This window comes from Enterobacter sp. N5-15 (genome assembly GCF_057221635.1).
The window spans coordinates 1,102,138-1,122,464 of sequence record NZ_CM170150.1 but is presented as its reverse complement, the minus strand read 5'-3'; the positions used below and the strand labels follow the sequence as shown (position 1 = coordinate 1,122,464).

Annotated in this window: 18 protein-coding genes and 1 other annotated feature; of the genes, 8 read left to right on the top strand and 10 right to left on the bottom strand. The window is 56.0% G+C overall.

Features of this window, described 5'->3' with window-relative positions; genetic code table 11:
* Nucleotides 1-46 precede the first annotated feature (46 nt).
* The 7 genes from adk to AC2TE5_RS05180 all read right to left on the bottom strand — a co-directional run bounded on the left by adk (nt 47) and on the right by AC2TE5_RS05180 (nt 6,958).
* Complete coding sequence (gene adk, locus AC2TE5_RS05210; RefSeq protein ID WP_006809841.1) at nt 47-691, bottom strand: adenylate kinase; 645 nt, start codon at nt 689-691, stop codon at nt 47-49.
* Between the two features lie 194 nt (nt 692-885).
* Complete coding sequence (htpG, locus tag AC2TE5_RS05205) at nt 886-2,760, bottom strand: molecular chaperone HtpG (protein WP_213328803.1); 1,875 nt, start codon at nt 2,758-2,760, stop codon at nt 886-888.
* A gap of 110 nt (nt 2,761-2,870) precedes the next feature.
* Nucleotides 2,871-3,476 carry a recombination mediator RecR gene (gene recR / locus AC2TE5_RS05200; RefSeq protein ID WP_008499298.1) on the bottom strand — a complete coding sequence of 202 codons (606 nt, stop codon included), beginning with the start codon at nt 3,474-3,476 and terminating at the stop codon, nt 2,871-2,873.
* A complete protein-coding gene (locus tag AC2TE5_RS05195; RefSeq protein ID WP_003858972.1) occupies nt 3,476-3,808 on the bottom strand; it encodes a YbaB/EbfC family nucleoid-associated protein in 333 nt (110 codons plus the stop codon). The genes recR and AC2TE5_RS05195 overlap by 1 nt, the downstream gene beginning before the upstream one ends.
* 53 nt (nt 3,809-3,861) lie before the next feature.
* The gene (gene dnaX / locus AC2TE5_RS05190; protein ID WP_048030118.1) at nt 3,862-5,790 is read right to left on the bottom strand and encodes a DNA polymerase III subunit gamma/tau; all 1,929 of its coding nucleotides are present in this window, start codon (nt 5,788-5,790) and stop codon (nt 3,862-3,864) included.
* Nucleotides 4,468-4,532: a sequence feature (DnaX frameshifting element), on the bottom strand. Its footprint overlaps the gene before it by 65 nt.
* An 88-nt stretch (nt 5,791-5,878) precedes the next feature.
* Nucleotides 5,879-6,430: an adenine phosphoribosyltransferase gene (gene apt, locus AC2TE5_RS05185; protein WP_000127359.1), complete on the bottom strand. Its 552-nt coding sequence runs from the start codon at nt 6,428-6,430 to the stop codon at nt 5,879-5,881.
* A gap of 150 nt (nt 6,431-6,580) precedes the next feature.
* The gene (locus tag AC2TE5_RS05180) at nt 6,581-6,958 is read right to left on the bottom strand and encodes a DUF454 family protein (RefSeq protein ID WP_024906851.1); all 378 of its coding nucleotides are present in this window, start codon (nt 6,956-6,958) and stop codon (nt 6,581-6,583) included.
* A 50-nt stretch (nt 6,959-7,008) separates the two neighbouring features.
* Here AC2TE5_RS05180 and priC point away from each other — a divergent pair, with 50 nt between their 5' ends.
* Nucleotides 7,009-7,536, top strand: a complete 528-nt coding sequence (priC, locus tag AC2TE5_RS05175; RefSeq protein ID WP_047648533.1) for a primosomal replication protein N'' — start codon at nt 7,009-7,011, stop codon at nt 7,534-7,536.
* Nucleotides 7,537-7,550: 14 nt separating this feature from the next.
* The gene (gene rsmS, locus AC2TE5_RS05170) at nt 7,551-7,736 is read left to right on the top strand and encodes a pleiotropic regulatory protein RsmS (protein WP_484612772.1); all 186 of its coding nucleotides are present in this window, start codon (nt 7,551-7,553) and stop codon (nt 7,734-7,736) included.
* Between the two features lie 4 nt (nt 7,737-7,740).
* On the opposite strand, the gene mscK is transcribed toward rsmS, so the two are convergent.
* Nucleotides 7,741-11,088, bottom strand: a complete 3,348-nt coding sequence (mscK, locus tag AC2TE5_RS05165) for a mechanosensitive channel MscK (protein ID WP_484612771.1) — start codon at nt 11,086-11,088, stop codon at nt 7,741-7,743.
* 113 nt (nt 11,089-11,201) lie between these two features.
* Nucleotides 11,202-11,855, bottom strand: a complete 654-nt coding sequence (acrR, locus tag AC2TE5_RS05160; RefSeq protein WP_121425574.1) for a multidrug efflux transporter transcriptional repressor AcrR — start codon at nt 11,853-11,855, stop codon at nt 11,202-11,204.
* Between the two features lie 140 nt (nt 11,856-11,995).
* Here acrR and acrA point away from each other — a divergent pair, with 140 nt between their 5' ends.
* The 6 genes from acrA to AC2TE5_RS05130 all read left to right on the top strand — a co-directional run bounded on the left by acrA (nt 11,996) and on the right by AC2TE5_RS05130 (nt 18,831).
* Nucleotides 11,996-13,189 (top strand): multidrug efflux RND transporter periplasmic adaptor subunit AcrA, encoded by a 1,194-nt coding sequence (gene acrA / locus AC2TE5_RS05155; protein ID WP_023310601.1) that lies wholly within the window; start codon nt 11,996-11,998, stop codon nt 13,187-13,189.
* A 22-nt stretch (nt 13,190-13,211) separates the two neighbouring features.
* Complete coding sequence (gene acrB, locus AC2TE5_RS05150; protein WP_063145542.1) at nt 13,212-16,358, top strand: multidrug efflux RND transporter permease subunit AcrB; 3,147 nt, start codon at nt 13,212-13,214, stop codon at nt 16,356-16,358.
* A 510-nt stretch (nt 16,359-16,868) separates the two neighbouring features.
* Nucleotides 16,869-17,243: an Hha toxicity modulator TomB gene (gene tomB / locus AC2TE5_RS05145; protein WP_008499288.1), complete on the top strand. Its 375-nt coding sequence runs from the start codon at nt 16,869-16,871 to the stop codon at nt 17,241-17,243.
* Nucleotides 17,244-17,270: 27 nt separating this feature from the next.
* On the top strand, nt 17,271-17,489 hold the full coding sequence (locus tag AC2TE5_RS05140; protein ID WP_010428174.1) for an HHA domain-containing protein: 219 nt from the start codon (nt 17,271-17,273) through the stop codon (nt 17,487-17,489).
* A 205-nt stretch (nt 17,490-17,694) separates the two neighbouring features.
* The gene (maa, locus tag AC2TE5_RS05135; RefSeq protein WP_213328806.1) at nt 17,695-18,246 is read left to right on the top strand and encodes a maltose O-acetyltransferase; all 552 of its coding nucleotides are present in this window, start codon (nt 17,695-17,697) and stop codon (nt 18,244-18,246) included.
* 117 nt (nt 18,247-18,363) lie between these two features.
* Nucleotides 18,364-18,831 (top strand): YlaC family protein, encoded by a 468-nt coding sequence (locus AC2TE5_RS05130; protein ID WP_029741965.1) that lies wholly within the window; start codon nt 18,364-18,366, stop codon nt 18,829-18,831.
* Here the strand turns inward: AC2TE5_RS05130 and pdxR are convergent.
* Nucleotides 18,803-20,263, bottom strand: a complete 1,461-nt coding sequence (pdxR, locus tag AC2TE5_RS05125; protein WP_484612770.1) for a MocR-like pyridoxine biosynthesis transcription factor PdxR — start codon at nt 20,261-20,263, stop codon at nt 18,803-18,805. The two genes, AC2TE5_RS05130 and pdxR, sit on opposite strands and share 29 nt — an antisense overlap.
* Between the last annotated feature and the right edge of the window lie 64 nt (nt 20,264-20,327).

Sequence of the window (20,327 nt, the reverse complement as noted above, 5' to 3'; positions counted from 1 at the left end):
AGATGAGAATATTTCTCACCCGGGAGCCCGGGTGAGAGGCGCGCGATTAGCCGAGGATTTTTTCCAGCTCTGCACGTACGTCAGCCACGGCTTTGGTGCCGTCAACTTTCGCGTATTTGGTGTTACCCGCCTGCGCTTCTTTGGTGTAGTAGCCGATCAGCGGCGCGGTCATCTGATGGTATTCCACCAGGCGTTTACGCACGGTCTCTTCCTGATCGTCTTTACGGGTGGTCAGCTCTTCGCCGGTCACGTCGTCTTTACCTTCAACCTTAGGTGGGTTGAATTTAATGTGGTAAACGCGGCCAGAAGCAGCGTGTACGCGACGACCAACGATACGGTCAACGATCAGCTCGTCCGGCACGTCGAACTCCAGAACGTAGTCCACGTTGATGCCCGCTTCTTTCATGGCGTCAGCCTGAGGAATGGTGCGTGGGAAGCCGTCCAGCAGGAAACCGTTACGGCAGTCTTCCTGAGCAATGCGCTCTTTGACCAGAGCAATAACCAGCTCGTCGGTCACCAGCTTGCCTGCGTCCATGATGTCTTTCGCTTGTTTACCCAGCTCGGAGCCAGATTTAACAGCGGCGCGCAGCATGTCACCGGTGGAGATTTGCGGAATACCGTATTTCTCCATGATGAACTGAGCCTGAGTTCCTTTACCCGCGCCCGGAGCGCCAAGCAGAATAATACGCATTGCGAAAATCCCCTCAAAAGTCGTTTCAATTTTTCAAAAGCGCTAAACAATACCACCAGAACGGGCATCGCTCAAGGAAGGCGGGAAGGCTGAAACGGTTAACGGGGGGAGATTATTTGGGAGGGTGCGGTCTGGTGCCCTCACCCCGGCCCTCTCCCACGGGAGAGGGAGAAGACCAGGGGAGGCGCGGTCAATTACGCCAGCAGCAGCGCATTCACACGTTTAATGAACAGGTTAGGATCTTCCAGCGTGCCGCGCTCGGCCAGCAGGGACTGATCCAGCAGCAGTTCAACCCACTCGGCAAAGCGAGCGTCGTCCTGGGTATCCGCCGCGCGTTTCACCAGCGGATGATCCGGATTAAGCTCAAAGATATATTTCACTTCCGGCATCGCCTGGCCCGCCGCCGCGAACAGTTTCGCCATCTGGGTGCCCATTTCGTCGGCATCGGTGGTGACAATAGCCGGAGTATCGGTCAGACGGTGCGTGAAGCGCACCTCTTTCACGCGCTCGCCCAGCAGGGTTTTCACGCGCTCAACGAACGGCTCCAGCGCCTTCTCGGCTTCTTTCGCGCTTTCGTCCACTTCATCCGCCAGCTTGTCGATGGATTCGTCCGCTTTGGCGACAGACTGGAAGGATTTACCGTCGAACTCGGTCAGGTAGTTCATCATCCACTCGTCGATGCGGTCAGAAAGCAGCAGCACTTCGATGCCTTTCTTACGCAGCAGCTCCAGGTGCGGGCTGCTCTTCGCCGCCGCGTAGCTGTCGGCGGTGATGTAGTAGATCTTCTCCTGCCCTTCTTTCATGCGGGAGACGTACTCTTCCAGCGACACGGTCTGCGCGGAGGAGTCGGTATGCGTAGAGGCGAAGCGCAGCAGCTTGGCGATGGTTTCGACGTTCGCGGTGTCTTCTGCCGGGCCTTCTTTCAGCACCAGGCCGAACTGTTTCCAGAAGGTCTGATATTTTTCCGCATCGTCTTTCGCCAGTTTTTCCAGCATCTGCAGCGCACGTTTGGTCAGGGCGTTGCGCAGGTTACGGGTGACGGTGCTGTCCTGCAGAATTTCACGCGAGACGTTGAGCGGCAGATCGTTGGAATCTATCAGACCGCGCACAAAGCGCAGGTAGTTCGGCATGAACTGCTCGGCGTCGTCCATGATGAACACGCGCTGCACGTACAGCTTCAGGCCGTGCTTGTGATCGCGGTTCCACATGTCCCACGGCGCCTGTGCCGGGATGTACAGCAGGCTGGTGTACTCCTGCTTCCCTTCCACACGGTTGTGGCTCCAGGTCAGCGGGTCGGTAAAGTCGTGGGCGATATGCTTGTAGAACTCGTTGTACTCGTCGTCTTTAATTTCAGACTTGTTGCGCGTCCACAGCGCCTGCGCCTTGTTGATCTTCTCCCAGGAAACCACGGTTTCGCCGTCTTTCTCTTCCTGTTTTTCAATCTCTACCGGCAGGGCGATGTGATCGGAATATTTACTGATGATGGAGCGCACGCGCCAGTCGTTCAGGAAATCGTCTTCGCCTTCGCGCAGGTGCAGGGTGATTTCGGTCCCGCGATCCGCCTTGGTGATGTCACCAACGGTGTATTCGCCTTCCCCTTTGGATTCCCACAGCACGCCGTTCTCGGCGCTGTCGCCTGCCGCACGGGTACGGACGGTAACTTTGTCGGCCACGATAAACGCCGAGTAGAAACCGACGCCGAACTGGCCGATGAGCTGGCTGTCTTTCGCCTGGTCAGAGCCCATGGACTCGAGGAACGCTTTGGTGCCGGATTTGGCGATGGTGCCGAGGTGGTCGATCACCTCGTCGCGGTTCATCCCAATGCCGTTATCGGCGATGGTCAGGGTGCGGTTCTCTTTATTGAACGAGACGCGCACGCGCAGCTCGCCGTCGCCTTCGTACAGATCCGGGTTGGACAGCGCGCGGAAGCGCAGCTTATCCGCCGCGTCCGAGGCGTTGGAAATCAGCTCACGCAGGAAAATTTCTTTGTTGGAATACAGGGAATGGATCATCAGGTGCAGAAGCTGTTTTACTTCTGACTGGAAACCACGGGTTTCTTGTCCTTTCATCTAAGTCGACCTCAACAATGCCATTTAATGGGGTTGTAAAACGTTGAGTGAGAGATGGGGATAAGGGGGGGAATTTTCAAGCGGAGGCCGCGCGCGCAGCCTCCGTTTGGTCAGAAAATAATCTTGTGGCGCCCGGCCAGAGAGTGTGACAGCGTGGTGCCGTCCACCATTTCCAGCTCGCCGCCCACCGGCACGCCGTGGGCGATGCGGCTGGCGTCAACGCCATACTGCGAGCACAGTTCGGCGATGTAGTTGGCGGTTGCCTCCCCTTCCACCGTCGGGTTGGTGGCGAGGATCACCTCTTTGATGGTTTCGGACTCAAGACGCTGTTCAAGGCGATCAAGACCGATATCATCCGGGCCAATGCCGTCGAGCGGGGAGAGATGCCCCATCAGCACGAAGTAGCGGCCGGAAAACTGCCCGGTTTGTTCGATGGCGTAAATGTCCGCAGGACTCTCCACCACGCAAATCTGACCGTTTTCCTGACGACGCGGGTTCGTACAGATGTTACACACGTCCTGCTCGGTAAAGGTGCGGCAATCCGCACAGTGACCAATTTCTGACATGGCGCGGGTTAAAGCCTGCGCCAGGCGCATCCCGCCGCTGCGGTCGCGCTGCAATAGCGTAAACGCCATGCGCTGCGCCGACTTCGGGCCAACGCCCGGCAGGCAGCGCAGTGCTTCCATTAACTGCGTGAGCAGCGGACTGGTTTGCATCAGAATGGCATCTTGAAGCCAGGCGGCAGCTGCATACCGCTGGAAACAGAGGCCATTTTCTCTTTCTGAGTTTCGTCGATACGGCGAGCGGCATCGTTAAACGCGGCTGCAACCAGATCTTCCAGCATCTCTTTGTCGTCTTCGAGCAGGCTCGGGTCGATTTCCACGCGACGGCAGTTGTGCGCACCGTTGATGGTCACTTTGACCAGACCGGCACCGGACTCACCCGTGACTTCCAGCTGAGCGATCTCTTCCTGCATCTTCTGCATTTTTTCCTGCATCTGCTGAGCCTGCTTCATCAGGCCACCCAGACCGCCTTTTCCACCAAACATAGGCTTCTCTCTTTTTCACGTTTAAGGATTACAACCGTAAGTCAGACTCACGATCAAATGGGGCGAATACTCTCTTCATCCAGATCGGCGTCGAAGAACCGGCGCAGGGTCTGAATGTTGTTATCCGCAATAATCGCCTCGCGCGCCTGCGCGAGCTTTTCTTCATAAATGGCCTGGCGCCACTCGAGCGGCGTTTTCACTGCCGGATTATCATCTTCAATGATAGTCAATTCAACCGGCGCGCCCTGTAATGCGGCGAGCGCCTCGGCCAGCGCCTTTTGCGCGCCAGGGGAATTGAGGTGCCGCTGACCCGGACGCAAGTGCAGACGCACCTGATTGCCGTCCTGCTCTTTCCAGGCATTCAGCGCGACCTGCTCGACCAGCTTCGGCAGCTGGAGTTTGCTGACCTCGGCGGCCCAGGCGTCGCGCGCAATGGACTCTTCGGCAAGCTTCGCGGAAAGCTCCGGCGTTTTCTCATGCTCCAGCGCCTTTTTCAGCGCTTTCGGTGTGGCGACCTCTTCCTTCACCGTTTCAGTGATGGTGGTTGCCTTCCAGCGGTAAGCCTCTTCTTTCACCGGGGCTTTCTGCTCGAGCGCGGACGGTGCCGGACGCGACTGTACGCGCTCCGTTACCGAGGCCAGTCGTTCAAGCGCGGCGTTGTTCACCGGCCGCGCTCTTCCTGGCGCTGCCGGTTCACTCTTTTTTGGTTTGGTTACTCCCTGCGCACGCTGCAGCTGGCTGCGCGCGGCAAGCACCGAACTGGTGGCATCCGACAGCGGCACGTTTTGCTGCGGCGGCGGTGTCGGCTGCGGTGGCACCTGCTGCGGCGACATCACCGCCGTAGGGGCGACCGGCGCGAAAGACTGCCGCGGCACTTCCGGCTCAGGCAATGGCATGCGCGGGTGGAACGCCAGCGCGCGCAGCAGCGTCATTTCAACGCCCATCCTGGGGTCCGGCGCGAACGGTAACTCTTTGCGGCCAATCAGCAGCGTCTGGTAATACAGCTGCACGTCGGCAGGCGGCACGGTGCGGGCAAGTTCACGCATCCGCTGTTCAATGGCGGCCATATCCGCACCGATGGCGGACGGAGAAAGCTGCAGCATCGCCACGCGGTGCAGCAGGCTGAGCATCTCAACCAGCAGCCCTTCCCATTCAATACCCCGGGCCGCGGCGGCATTCACCTGCGACATCACGCGTTCGCCGTTGGCGGCAATCATCGCTTCGATAAGCGACAGCGCCTGATCGTCATCCAGCGTGCCGAGCATGGTGCTGACCGCCTCGGTGGAGAGCTTGCCGTCACCGCTGGCAATCGCCTGGTCGGTCAGGCTTAGCGCATCACGCAGGCTGCCGTCCGCGGCGCGGGCCAGCAGCTGCAGGGCGCGCGGCTCGTGAACGATCTTCTCTTCATCAAGAATGTGCTCAAGCTGCGCGCGGATCTGCTCAACGTCGAGCGCCTTCAGATGGAACTGCAGGCAGCGCGACAGGATGGTGACCGGCAGCTTTTGCGGATCGGTGGTCGCCAGCAGGAACTTCACGTGCGCGGGCGGCTCTTCCAGCGTTTTCAGCAGGGCGTTGAAGCTGTGGCGCGACAGCATGTGCACTTCATCGATCAGGTAGACCTTGAAGCGGCCGCGCGCCGGGGCGTACTGCACGTTATCGAGCAGATCGCGGGTATCTTCCACTTTGGTGCGCGAGGCAGCGTCGATCTCGATCAGATCGACAAAACGCCCCTGCTCGATCTCCCGGCAGTTATCACACACGCCGCACGGCGTGGCGGTGATCCCGGTTTCGCAGTTAAGACCTTTTGCCAGCAAACGGGCAATAGAGGTCTTACCGACGCCGCGGGTGCCGGAGAAAAGATAGGCGTGATGGATGCGACCTAGCGACAAGCCGTTCGCCAGGGCCGTCAGCACATGTTCCTGACCGACAACGTCAGCAAAGGTTTGTGGTCGCCATTTACGGGCTAACACCTGATAACTCATGGGCAGGCTCTGCAACGCTGGAAGGTGAATTTATGGAGGGGAATGCTATCACAACCTCACCCATTGAGCGAGGTTGTGAAAACCGGGATTAATGACCCGGGAAAGGCACCAGGCTGTAGCTGGTAATACCCTGTTTTTCCAGGCGCTGTTCACCGCCGAGATCGAACAGGTTGATGATGAATGCCGCGTCGGTCACTTCACCACCCAGACGACGGATCAGCTTCACGGTCGCTTCAATGGTACCGCCGGTTGCCAGCAGGTCGTCGACCACCAGCACTTTGTCGCCAGGCTTGATCGCATCAACGTGGATCTCCAGCTGATCGGTGCCGTACTCCAGCTCGTAGCTCTCAGCTATGGTTTCACGCGGCAGTTTGCGCGGCTTACGCACCGGCACAAAACCCACGCCCATTGCCAGCGCAACCGGTGCGCCAAACAGGAAGCCACGGGCTTCGGTACCTACTACTTTGGTGATCCCGGCGTTTTTATAACGCTCGACCAGCAGTTCAATGCTGAGCGCGTACGCTTTCGGGTCTTCCAGCAAGCTGGTGACATCACGGAAAAGAATGCCAGGCTTTGGATAGTCCTGGATGCTTTTGATGCTGTTTTTCAGATATTCAAGCTGCTGTGCAGTTGCGGTCATCGGTTTTGCCTAAATGAAACAGTGTTACTCACAGCGCGCAACGAGTCGGTCAAGGCAACAATTGTTTAACCTTTGACCAGGCGCACCTGTGCTCGAAAACGGTCGAATTTACTGGCTGTACGCGATAATTGCAACAGCCATGATGAGGCTTCAGTGCTTTTGTTGCTTTTCATCAACCACGGGGATCCGCCACATAAAGAAAAGCAGGCAGGTCAGGATCGCCAGCAGCAGAATGCGTACCCACATCATTTTCACCAGCCATAATGAAATAGCGAAGGTGATGAGGATCACTGCGATCGCGCGCGGCTTCGCGCCGGGCGGCATGGCTCGGTGTTTTTGCCAGTGCCGCAGATAGCCGCCAAACCATGAGCGGTAGAGCAGCCAGTGGTGAAAACGCGGCGACGAGCGGGCGAAGCACCAGGCCGCCAGCAGGATAAACGGCGTGGTCGGCAGTAAGGGTAAAAACACACCCAGCGTGCCAAGCACTACCGCGAGCCAGCCAATGATGATTAAAATAGTACGCTTCATAATGCGAATCGTTATCAAACTGAACGGCTACTTTACCACTGGAGAGCGCCTTGAAAACAGCACTGCTTCTTGAGAGGCTGCAAAATCAGCTGATTGCTCTGCGGGAGCAGGCTACACCGCTAATGGGGCACGCCACGCTGAAGCCGCGCTTTGACCGACAGCTTTTTCGTACCCGCAGCACCGTCATTCAGGATTACCTGGCGGAAGCGCAGACGAACCTCGACGAGCTTCGCCATGCGGTTGAGAGTGAACAGCAGGAGCAGGTGGCGTGGCTTGCGGAGCATCTCACTGAGCAGATCACCGCTCTGCATCGCGAAATCGCCGCCTGGCCGCTGCGCGCCTGGGACAGCGCCTCGCCGGGGCTCGGTAAATGGCAGCGCAAGCGGCTGGAGAACCAGGAGTTTGAGCGCCGGCTGTTTGAGATGAAGCGCGAACGCGAAGTGCGGCTGAACAACAGCGAAACGCTGGAAGAGCAGCAGCTATTGATGCGCGAGATTAGCGCGCTGGAAGGACGCATCGTCCGCTGCCGTCAGGCGCGGGATGAGATTGAGCGCGTCATTGAACGTTTGACCCGTTAACAGGAGCCACACCCATGTCACTGGAAAATGCACCCGATGAGGTCAAGCTGGCCGTCGATTTGATTATGCTGCTGGAGAATCATGAGATCCCCGCCGAAACGGTGCTTAAGGCGCTGGAGATTGTACGGCGGGATTTTGAGGGAAAGGTGAAGGCCTGTTGCCCTCACCCTAACCCTCTCCCACAGGCAGAGGGAAAATAATAGATTAAGCCGGAGTCGGATCGTCACCCTTAATCTCGCGCTTCACTTCCGTATGCTCATCACCTTTCTCGTTACGCAGGTGAACCTCAAGCTGGTTGAAGGCGATATTAATATCGTTTTCACGACACAGACGATCGATAGACCGGTTAAGCTCATCCACCGTGTAGCTGCGGTCGCGCAGCTCGCGCACGTATAAACGCAGCTCGTGATCCAGCGTGCTCGGCCCAAAGGTGGTGAAGAAGACCGCCGGAGCCGGATCGTGCATCACTTTCGGATGTTCTGACGCCGCCTTGAGCAGCACCTCTTTCACCTTCTCCAGATCCGATCCATAGGCTACGCCCAGGCGGATCACCACGCGTGTCACCGTATCGGAAAGCGACCAGTTGATCAGACGCTCGGTCACGAACGCCTTGTTCGGGATGATCACCTCTTTGCGATCGAAGTCGGTAATGGTGGTGGCACGAATACGGATCTTGCTGACCGTCCCAGAGAAGGTGCCGATGGTGACGGTATCGCCGATTCGTACCGGGCGTTCGAACAGGATAATCAGGCCGGACACAAAGTTACCGAAGATCTCCTGCAGGCCAAAACCAAGACCGACCGAGAGAGCGGCCGCCAGCCACTGCAGTTTATCCCACGAGACGCCAAGCGAGCCAAAGACCGTCATCGCCCCAACAATAATGATTACGTAGTTGAGGATCGTGGTAATGGCGTAGGAAGCCCCCTGGCGAAGATTAAGACGTGACAGGAGCAGCACTTCCAGCAGGCCTGGCAGGTTGCGAATCAACGCCCAGGCCACCACCGACGACACCAGCGCAAACAGCAGGCTGCCCATGGTCACGCTTTTCATGACCGCAGCGCCCGCTTCGGTACCGTTGTATTGCCAGAGAGTAATACTGTCGAGATAGGCGAAAACGGTAATAAGATCGGACCAGATAGCCCAGAACATCACCGCAAACAGGGCGATCATTACCAGCATGGTAATACGCAGCGTCTGCTGGTTAACCTGCTCCAGGGCAATGGTCGGCTCTTCCTGCGGCTCCGCGCCTTCGGCCCCCTCTTTCACCTGATGCTGACGACGCGCAATGGCACGGCGATAGGCGATGCGGCGGGCCGCTACGCTCAGGCCGCGCAGCACGGTCTGATAGAGCAGGTTCCAGACGATCACCAGATAGACCGTTTCAATCCAGCGCCCGGACAGGCGCAGCGTGGTATAGAAGTAGCCCGTTGCCGTCAGCACCATCAGCGCCAGCGGAATGATCGCCAGCACCGTCACGGTGGCCAGGCGAATATTGTGGGACTCTTTATCACGCCAGCTGTCGCGGCACATCGGCCACATCAGGATCGCAATCAGCAGCAGGTTCAGCAGGATGACCAGCTGGCCCAGCACGTCATCCATCAGATGCAGCGGGGAAAGCTCAGAGACAACCGACCAGAAGTGCAGCGGCAGGAGCGCCAGGCTGATGCGCACAATCTGACGACGCCAGTGGCTGGTCAGCTGCGCAGGCATGTTGAAATGACGCACCGCCACGCCGTCTTTTTCCAGCACCTTCCAGCACACGCCAAACACCAGCCAGAACAGCGCCAGTTTTTTACTGAACGCCCACAGCAGATCGCTGACGTTGAGCTGCATGGTAAGCAGAATCAGGCCCACGGCCAGAATAATCAGGCACACCGGCAGGGCGCGGATGAGATCGATCAGAATCGCTTTTGGCGTATGGAGCTGGCTATCGTTGCGCAGCTGCCCCACTTCGGACGCCAGCTTCGCCTGGTATTTTTTCAGCCAGCCCAGACGCCAGCGGATCAGGCCTGCAATCAGCAGCAGCGGTAATCCCGCCAGCAAGGCAATCGTCACCGCAGGCCAGGCTTTCTCCCAGTTTACGGTGATCTTCATGCTCTTGATCTGCGTTTTCAGCGTCTCAGGGAAGGATTTAATCCAATCCCAGTCCATCGGCTTGTTGCTGTTCACCCAGAAAATCTGCTGGGTCAGGATCTCCTGCAGGCTTTTCGAGACGCTCACCAGCTGCTGCTGGTTGATTTGCAGGTTAATGGCCATCATCAGCTGGTTACCCAGCTGTTTGTTGAGCTGGTCCAGCAGCTCGCGACGCATATCGACGACCTGGAGCAGCGCGTCGTGCACTTCCGGGTTCACGTCGCTGGAATGCCCCTCTTCAATTTTGGCGACAAAGGTATCGCTCTGGAAAAGGGCATCGCGCTGCTGGTTGACGTCAAACTGTTCCAGACGTAAATCCGCAATGCGGTTGGTCATGTCCTCCAGCTCATCGGCGGACGGAAGCGTCTGCTGCTGCTGGTAGAGAATACGCGACAGCAGGAGGCTGCCCTTCAGGACCGCGATCTGCTCTTTGATGTTGCGCTCGGCCTGCAGCGCGCGATCCAGCCAGTTCTTCACTTTGATATTTTGCTGAACCAGCGAGTTACCGTTTTCCGTCGCCAGTATCAGGCGCTGGCTAAGCTGGTGGTTGGCCTCGAGCTCCTGTTTCACCAGCGGATTCGCCTGAATGCGGGCGGTCTCGTCTGGGGATACGGCCTCCTGGGCGGTTTTTTCCGTCAGGGTCAGGCGCTTGCTGTTTACCGCCTCCTGCAACAGCTGAAGCTGGTGTTCCAGGCGATTAATGTTCGCGGTGACGTAATCACGCTGTTTCTGAAGCGTGTCCTGCAGCACCGTATTCCCTTCCAGGCTTTTACGCTGCTGTTCAATCTGCGCGTTGAGCAAGGTCTGCTGAACCAGCAGCAGGGTTTGCTGCGTCGGGCGCAGCGTGCCCTCACCCACCGTTGTGCCGTTCAGGCGGTTGCGGATCTGCTGCAGCTGCTGAGACGCGGAGTACATCAAGTTTTGCACGCGTTCCGGCTGGGTTTGCAGGGAGACAAGCTGGCTGTTATAGGTCGCGAGGTCGGACTGCGCGGTTTGCAGGTCGTCGAGCAGTTGCGCGACGCGCGACTCCAGCTGGCGTAAAGAGAGCGTGGAGAGCGTCTTGCGCGTTTCGGTATCGTTATCGACGTCGCTCAGGGCGTTCAGCGACTCCGTCGCCTTGCGCATATTTTCAGGGGCCTGCGCCACCTTTTGCCGAAGCTGGGCGGTTTCTGCTTTGACGCGTTCAATTTTATCCAGCGTTTCCAGCGTTTCCGTCAGATCCTGCTGGATGAGCTTATCCTGAGGAGAGAGCTCTTTTTGTTTGTTCAGCGCGTCGAGCTGCGACTGAACATCGCCGCGCGAGGGAATATCGTTGCTGTTATCGGCGCGGGCCCAGGTCAGCGGCGCCGTGGCGAAGAAAAACAGCATCGCAAAGAGCAATGCAAAAACAGGATGTTGCGAGCGATTGATGGGCAGCATAGTTGTGAATGATGTCAGAAGATGACCGAAAATAGTCCGGCGTGAAGAATATCACGCTCGCCGGAAGCAGAATAGCGCGAACGTTATCCTCTGAGAGAAATCCTGGTAAGGGATCAGGCCGTTAGCGAAGGCGCGTCGCTGCGCAGCGTGGGGCAGAGCTGTAGCATTTCCAGTAAAATCGCCACGTAGCTGCGGGCTTCCTCTTTGAGGTCAAAGGATTGCGGCGCAAAAAGCCAGTTTTCCATCAGACCGGAGATGTAGCCGCGCATCAGGATAGCCGCCCGGCGGGTCAAGAGGTTGGCCGGTAACAGCTTTGCCTGCATGCACAGGTTCAGGTTCTGCTCAATACGGTCATAGCTCTCGAGGCTGAGGCTGCGCTGCGCCTGCTGCACCACCGCCATTTCGCCGACGAACTCGCATTTATGATAAATTATTTCCATCATTAATCTGCGACGTTCTTCAACTACCGTCGCTTCAAGGATATATACTAATATTTCTCTCAATACTGAGAGTGGATCGTCGGGGAATTTTGCCCGATACTCACTCTCAAGATCGCTAATGCTGGACTCTGAAAGCTCCCAGATTTCACCGAACAGATCTGACTTGTCTTTAAAATGCCAGTAAATCGCTCCTCGCGTCACACCGGCAGCCTGAGCAATTTGTGCCAGCGATGTGGATGAAACACCCCGCTGAGAGAACAAACGTATTGCCACATCCAGTATGTGTTGTCGGGTTTCCAGCGCTTGTTGTTTAGTTTTTCGTGCCATAGGTGGGTGAATTTACAGGAGTCAGATTTACATACATTTGTGAATGTATGTACCATAGCATGACGATAATATAAACGCAGCAACGGGTTTTAGACTCAGGACCCTTGATCAATTTGAAATCGGACACTCGAGGTTTACATATGAACAAAAACAGAGGGTTAACGCCTCTGGCGGTCGTTCTGATGCTCTCAGGCAGCTTAGCGCTTACAGGATGTGACGACAAACCAGCTCAACAAGGAGCTCAGCAGGCGCCAGAAGTAGGCGTCGTGACGCTCAAATCTGAACCTCTACAAATCACCACCGAATTACCAGGCCGTACAAATGCTTACCGCATTGCGGAAGTGCGTCCTCAGGTTAGCGGCATTATCCTGAAGCGTAACTTCACCGAAGGTGGTGATGTGAAAGCCGGTGAGTCTCTGTATCAGATTGATCCAGCAACCTATCAGGCATCGTATGAAAGCGCGAAAGGCGACCTGGCAAAAGCACAAGCCGCAGCCAAAATCGCCCAGCTGACGCTGAACCGCTACCAAAAACTGCTCGGCACTAAGTACATCAGCCAACAGGATTACGATACTGCCCTGGCAGATGCACAGCAGGCTAACGCGGCCGTGGTGGCAGCCAAAGCGGCTGTCGAAACCGCGCGCATTAACCTGGCCTATACCAAAGTGACCTCCCCTATCAGCGGTCGTATTGGTAAGTCTTCCGTCACGGAAGGGGCACTGGTGCAGAACGGTCAGACCACTGCGCTGGCGACCGTGCAGCAGCTCGATCCGATCTACGTTGACGTGACGCAGTCCAGCAATGATTTCCTGCGCCTGAAACAGGAGCTGGCTAACGGCACCCTGAAACAGGAAAACGGCAAAGCCAAAGTGGAGCTGATTACCAACGACGGTATCAAGTTCCCGCAGGAAGGTACGCTGGAATTCTCTGACGTGACGGTCGACCAGACCACCGGTTCCATCACCTTACGTGCGATTTTCCCGAACCCTGACAAAAATCTGCTGCCAGGTATGTTCGTTCGCGCACGTCTGGAAGAAGGAACGAATCCAACCGCACTTCTGGTTCCACAGCAGGGTGTGACCCGTACGCCACGCGGCGATGCGAGCGCGCTGGTTGTTGGGGCTGATGACAAAGTCGAAACGCGCAATATCACCGCCACCCAGGCGATTGGCGATAAATGGCTGGTGACGGAAGGTCTGAAAGATGGCGATCGCGTGATTGTTACTGGTTTGCAAAAAGTTCGTCCTGGCGCGCAGGTTAAAGCACAGGAAGTGAAATCTGACGATAAACAACAAGCTTCGGCCGCTGGCCAGTCAGAACAAACCAAGTCTTAACTTAAACAGGAGCCGTTAAGACATGCCTAATTTCTTTATCGATCGCCCCATATTTGCGTGGGTGATCGCCATTATCATCATGCTGGCCGGGGGACTTGCGATCCTGAAGCTGCCTGTCGCGCAATATCCAACGATTGCGCCACCGGCGGTGACAATTTCCGCAACCTACCCGGGGGCTGATGCGAAAACGGTGCAGGACACCGTTACCCAGGTTATCGAACAGAACATGAACGGTATCGATAACCTGATGTACATGTCCTCAAACAGTGACTCCACCGGTACAGTGCAGATCACCCTGACCTTCCAGTCAGGTACGGATGCTGACATTGCGCAGGTTCAGGTGCAGAACAAACTGCAGCTGGCAATGCCATTGCTGCCGCAGGAAGTACAACAGCAGGGTGTGAGCGTCGAGAAATCGTCCAGTAGCTTCCTGATGGTTGTCGGCGTTATCAACACCAACGGCACCATGACGCAGGAGGATATTTCCGACTACGTGGGCGCCAACATGAAGGACGCCATCAGCCGTACTTCCGGTGTGGGTGACGTGCAGCTGTTCGGTTCCCAGTACGCGATGCGTATCTGGATGGATCCGAACAAGCTGAACAACTTCCAGCTGACGCCGGTTGACGTGATCAGCGCGATTAAAGCGCAGAACGCCCAGGTAGCGGCCGGTCAGTTAGGCGGTACGCCGCCGGTGAAAGGCCAGCAGCTTAACGCCTCGATCATCGCGCAGACCCGTCTGACCTCTGCCGATGAGTTCAGCAAAATTCTGCTGAAAGTGAATCAGGACGGTTCGCAGGTTCGCCTGCGCGACGTGGCGAAAGTGGAGCTGGGCGGTGAGAACTACGACATCATCGCGAAGTTCAACGGTAAACCGGCTTCCGGTCTGGGTATCAAACTGGCGACAGGCGCTAACGCCCTGGACACCGCCACGGCGATCCGCGCAGAGCTGAAGAAGATGGAACCGTTCTTCCCGTCAGGTCTGAAAATCGTTTACCCATACGACACCACGCCGTTCGTCAAAATCTCGATTCACGAAGTGGTTAAGACGCTGGTTGAGGCGATCATCCTGGTCTTCCTGGTGATGTACCTGTTCCTGCAAAACTTCCGCGCGACGCTTATCCCAACGATTGCCGTGCCGGTTGTTCTGCTCGGGACCTTTGCGATCCTGTCGATATTTGGCTACTCGATAAACACCCTGACGATGTTCGGGATGGTGCTCGCCATCGGCCTGCTGGTGGATGACGCCATCGTGGTCGTGGAGAACGTCGAGCGCGTCATGGCGGAAGAAGGACTGCCGCCGAAGGAAGCGACCCGTAAATCAATGGGTCAGATCCAGGGCGCGCTGGTCGGTATCGCGATGGTGCTGTCTGCGGTATTTATCCCGATGGCCTTCTTCGGGGGCTCTACCGGTGCAATCTACCGTCAGTTCTCTATTACCATCGTTTCCGCGATGGCGCTGTCGGTGCTGGTGGCGTTGATCCTGACCCCTGCCCTGTGTGCCACCATGCTGAAGCCAATTCAGAAAGGCGGCCACGGCGAGCATAAAGGGTTCTTCGGCTGGTTTAACCGCATGTTCGATAAGAGCACGCACCACTACACCGACAGCGTGGGTAACATCCTGCGCAGCACCGGTCGTTACCTGCTGCTCTATATCATCATCGTGGTGGGCATGGCTTTCCTGTTCGTTCGTCTGCCAAGTTCGTTCCTGCCAGATGAAGACCAGGGCGTGTTCCTGACGATGGCGCAGCTTCCGGCGGGTGCCTCGCAAGAGCGTACCCAGAAAGTGCTGGATGAAGTGACGGATTACTACCTCACCAAAGAGAAAGACAACGTTGAATCCGTGTTCGCGGTTAACGGCTTTGGCTTTGCGGGTCGTGGTCAGAACACCGGTATTGCCTTCGTTTCTCTGAAAGACTGGTCTGAACGTCCGGGCGAAAAGAACAAGGTTGAAGCCATCACCGGCCGTGCAATGGGCACCTTCTCGCAGATTAAAGATGCGATGGTCTTCGCCTTTAACCTGCCAGCGATTGTTGAACTGGGTACCGCGACCGGCTTCGACTTCCAGCTGATTGACCAGGGCGGCCTGGGCCACGAAAAACTGACGCAGGCGCGTAACCAGCTGTTTGGTGAAGTCGCTAAACACCCTGACCTGCTGGTCGGCGTGCGTCCAAACGGCCTGGAAGATACGCCGCAGTACAAGATCGATATCGACCAGGAGAAAGCCCAGGCGCTGGGCGTATCCATCAGTGACATCAACACCACGCTGGGCGCAGCCTGGGGCGGTAGCTACGTTAACGACTTCATCGACCGCGGTCGCGTGAAGAAAGTGTACGTGATGTCAGAGGCGCAGTACCGTATGTTGCCTAACGATATCAACAACTGGTTCGTGCGCGGCAGCAATGGTCAGATGGTTCCGTTCTCGGCGTTCTCAACGTCACGCTGGGAATACGGTTCACCGCGTCTGGAACGCTATAACGGTCTGCCGTCTATGGAGATCCTGGGTCAGGCTGCGCCGGGCCGAAGCACCGGTGAAGCCATGAACCTGATGGAAGAGCTGGCGAGCAAACTGCCTGCGGGTATCGGCTATGACTGGACCGGTATGTCCTATCAGGAACGTCTGTCCGGTAACCAGGCTCCTGCTCTGTACGCCATTTCACTGATTGTGGTCTTCCTGTGCCTGGCGGCACTGTACGAGAGCTGGTCGATTCCGTTCTCCGTTATGCTGGTGGTTCCACTCGGGGTTATCGGTGCGCTGCTTGCGGCAACGTTCCGTGGACTGACCAACGACGTTTACTTCCAGGTAGGCCTGCTGACAACCATTGGCTTGTCGGCGAAGAACGCGATACTTATCGTTGAATTCGCCAAAGATCTGATGGAGAAAGAAGGCAAAGGCCTTATTGAGGCGACGCTTGAGGCGGTTCGTATGCGTCTGCGCCCAATCCTGATGACGTCACTGGCGTTTATCCTCGGCGTACTGCCGCTGGTTATCAGCTCCGGTGCGGGCTCCGGCGCGCAAAACGCAGTAGGTACAGGCGTGATGGGCGGTATGGTTACCGCGACCGTACTGGCTATCTTCTTCGTACCGGTGTTCTTCGTGGTGGTTCGCCGCCGCTTTAGCCGAAAGAATGAAGATGTTGAACACAGTCATTCGGTAGAACCTCACTGATACCGGTTTCACATGATAAAAAGGCCGCATTAGCGGCCTTTTTCATTTTCAGAAAAAATCATAAATTACGCTTATTGTGGTTCTATTTATTTTCTGCCATCTTAAATAGACATATCATAATTAACTGATAACTTAATCGGTGAATTCAGGATTTTTTTAATTTCATTTCTCCGCTTAAGTTATTAGGAATATTCCTAATAAGAAGTTCTTACAAAGATAAGTCTGAATCTGAACTTTTCTCATCATTTTTGCTAAACCAATGAAACGTAAGGAAGCGATAAAACACCTTTGTTAATTTGGATAAAAAAGTTGAGTCCAGGACGCCCCTTTGCGTAGATGCTCGCAGTCTGCGGTTTTATTTGTAATTTTTCGTAATAGCGCGATGAAATCCAGCAAGGAGTGGCTTATAGTTAGGTTATCAGGAACACAGCACTCATGTAGCTAAGTCAGTTGTATCCATCCCGACAATGATGTTCGGTGAGTAAGAAATCACTCAGAAGGGGATGCGCTATGGACGAGTACTCGCCAAAAAGGCATGATATCGCGCAGTTGAAATTTCTCTGCGAATCCTTGTACCATGACTGCCTTGCCAACCTTGATGAAAGCAACCATGGCTGGGTAAACGACCCAACGTCTGCCATCAATTTACAGTTGAATGAGCTGATAGAACATATCGCAACCTTCGCACTTAATTATAAAATTAAGTACAATGAAGATAATAAGCTCATTGAGCAAATTGATGAATACCTGGACGACACCTTTATGTTGTTCAGCAGTTACGGCATTAACGCCCAGGATTTGCAAAAATGGCGTAAATCGGGAAACCGGCTATTCCGCTGTTTCGTCAACGTGAGCAGAGCTAACCCGGTTAGTCTTTCCTGTTAAAATTATTACAATTACTAAGGTGAATTTATGTCTGATAAACCACTCACAAAGGTCGATTATTTGATGCGCTTACGTCGCTGTCAGTCAATTGACACCCTTGAGCGCGTCATTGAAAAGAATAAATACGAGCTTTCGGATAATGAACTGGCGGTATTTTATTCAGCCGCTGACCATCGTCTTGCCGAGCTGACGATGAATAAGCTGTATGACAAAATCCCTACTTCTGTGTGGAAATTTGTCCGTTAATCTTTGAAGGGTGTCTGTAGAGTTCTACGCCTCGTTCTCAGTATTTACCTATCCCGTTATGCTCCCTGTGCGTAAGCCAGGTCTCCGTGTAAAACGTGTTCAGCAGCAACAATGTTGTGACGACAGTCACATCGGCTTTTCGGGAACGTTCCCCTCCTGGCCTGTACCGATTACCCTGCGGTAATCACATCCAGCGAGGTTTCCAATGAGCTTAGAAAAACAGAAAATGATTGCCGGTGAACATTACCGCCCCGGCGATGAGACGTTACGGGCCGACCGACTGCGCGCCCGCCATCTGGTATATCGCTATAACCACACCACGCCTGATGATAAAACAGAACGCCAGAACATTCTGGCGGAACTTCTGGGACAAAGCGAAGGATCATATATAGAACCGAGCTTCCGCTGCGACTATGGATATAACATTTATCTGGGCAAAAACTTTTACGCTAACTTCGACTGCGTAATGCTGGATGTCTGCCCTGTTCATATTGGCGATAACTGCATGCTCGCGCCGGGTGTTCATATTTATACGGCCACCCACCCACTTGACGCAGAAGAACGGAATAGCGGCGTGGAGTTTGGAAAACCCGTCAGCATTGGCAATAACGTCTGGATTGGCGGCCGGGCGGTCATTAACCCTGGCGTCACCATTGGTGATAATGTCGTGGTGGCCTCCGGCGCCGTCGTGACGAAAGACGTCCCGGCTAACGTCGTCGTTGGCGGCAACCCGGCAAAGATCATCAAAACGCTGTGAGGTTCCGGGGAGCCAACTGTTATGGTCTTTTAGCGCCAGACTGTTACTTTTTTCAGCCTGATGGCTCCCCTAAAATTGGCAGACACCCTGTATTGTCAACTCTCATGAAGGCAAATAATGACCGAGATACAGCGCCTGCTTACCGCCACCATCGACGATCTTAACCTCCGCGAAAAGCGCGACAATCGCCCGCGCTTTAGCATTAGCTTTATTCGCAAACATCCTGGACTGTTTGTCGCCATGTATGCCGCCTGGCTGGCGACGCTTGTTGTGATGCTGACATCTGAAACGCTGGTGGACTCCGTCTGGCTGCTGGTTGTACTGTTTGTCGTCTTTAACGCCTTTTTCTTTTTCGACGTGAATCCGCGCTACCGTTACGAAGATATCGACGTGCTCGATTTCCGGGTCTGCTACAACGGCGAATGGTACAACACGCGTTACGTGCCAGAAGAGCTGATCGAAAACATCATGCACTCTCCGGCGGTTGAAGCCGGGCAAAAAGAGAAGCTGCAGAAAATGGTCTCCACCAAAGGTCAGCTCTCTTTCTATGATGTCTTTACCCTTTCCCGCCCTGCTGCTGCGTAATTAACGCCTGCAGGCGTCGGATCCCCGGCGTAAACTGAGAAGCAGAGGTATTGCCGTAGCCTAAAACCAGACCGGTTTGCCCCTGCTTCGCCTCCAGGTAGTACCCGCTCAGTGCAGCGGGTGCCAGCTGAAACGCCCTCGCCTGCTCCACCAGCCTCTGGTCGTCAATACCGTCTATCGCCAGCGTCAGATGCATCCCCCCTTCGCCTGCCAGAATGCGGTGCGGAGAATGAAGCTCTGCGCTCAGCACCTCCCGCAGCTGGCGGTAGCGTTTACGGTAGAGCCGACGCATGGCGGCAAGATGGCGGGCGTAATGACCTTCCTCAATGAACAGAGCCAGGGTGCGCTGCTCCGCACGATGCCCGCCGCGCAACAGCGAGCCGATGGCCGGGCGAGCCGCTGTCGCCAGCGCTGGCGGCAACACCATGAACCCCATTCTGAGCGACGGAAACAGCGTTTTACTGAACGTTCCCAGATACACAACGGGCGCATTGTTGACCATTCCCAGCATCGCCGGTACGGGCTCACCGGCATAGCGGAACTCGCTGTCGTAATCATCTTCAATGATCCACGCGTTGTGCTGCCGGGCCAGTTCCAGCAGCGCCAGCCGCCGCCGCGCGCTGAGCACGCTCCCGTAAGGGAACTGGTGCGAAGGTGAGGTAAAAATCAGCGAGGGTGCTGGCGCATCCAGCCCTTCCCAGCACATTCCCTCGTCATCAACCGGTATTCCCGTCATTGCCAGGCCGGTTTTAACAAACGCACTCTTTGCCCCGCTATAGCCGGGGTTTTCCACCCAGGCGACATCGCCAGGCTCGCTTAACAGCATCGTGCAGAGATTGACGCCCTCAAGCGCGCCTTCCGTGATCGCAATCTGGCTGGCGTCGCAGTCAATACCGCGGGACAGGGCGAGATGCCGGGCAATCGCGGCCCGCAGCGACGGCTCGCCGGCCGGGTCGCCATACCCTAACAGAGCATTTCCCTCCTCCCGCATCACCCGGTCGTACAATCGCCGCCACAGCGGCAGAGGAAAATAGTTGATGGCCGGGGTGCCTGGGGTAAATGCCAGAACCGGCGTGTCCCGGGGCACTGGCGCGGGCAGCAGCCCGACCCGTTTTGCGAGCGTGATGGCAGGGTCCGGCATTGTTCGGGTGACGGAACGGTGAGCTAGCTGTGCCACCCGCGTTCCCTGGCGATTACGCTGCAAATACCCTTCGAGGGTGAGCTGGTCCAGCGCCGCATTGACGGTATTCCGGGAAAGGGAGAGCTGCTGGGCCAGCGTTCGCGAACCGGAAAGCTGGCTGCCGGATCGTAGCCTTCCGCACAGTACGGCCTCCCGCAAAGCAAGGTAGAGCGCGCGCTGGAGCGTCTCTTCCCCGCGTGTTTTCAGGGCTGCATGGAGCAAGGTATAAAATTCATCACCCGGTATATTCATCTCGCCTCCTCGTGGCACCATCAAAACATAGCGCAGTGGTTCTTTTTAAGGAACCAGCAATTCA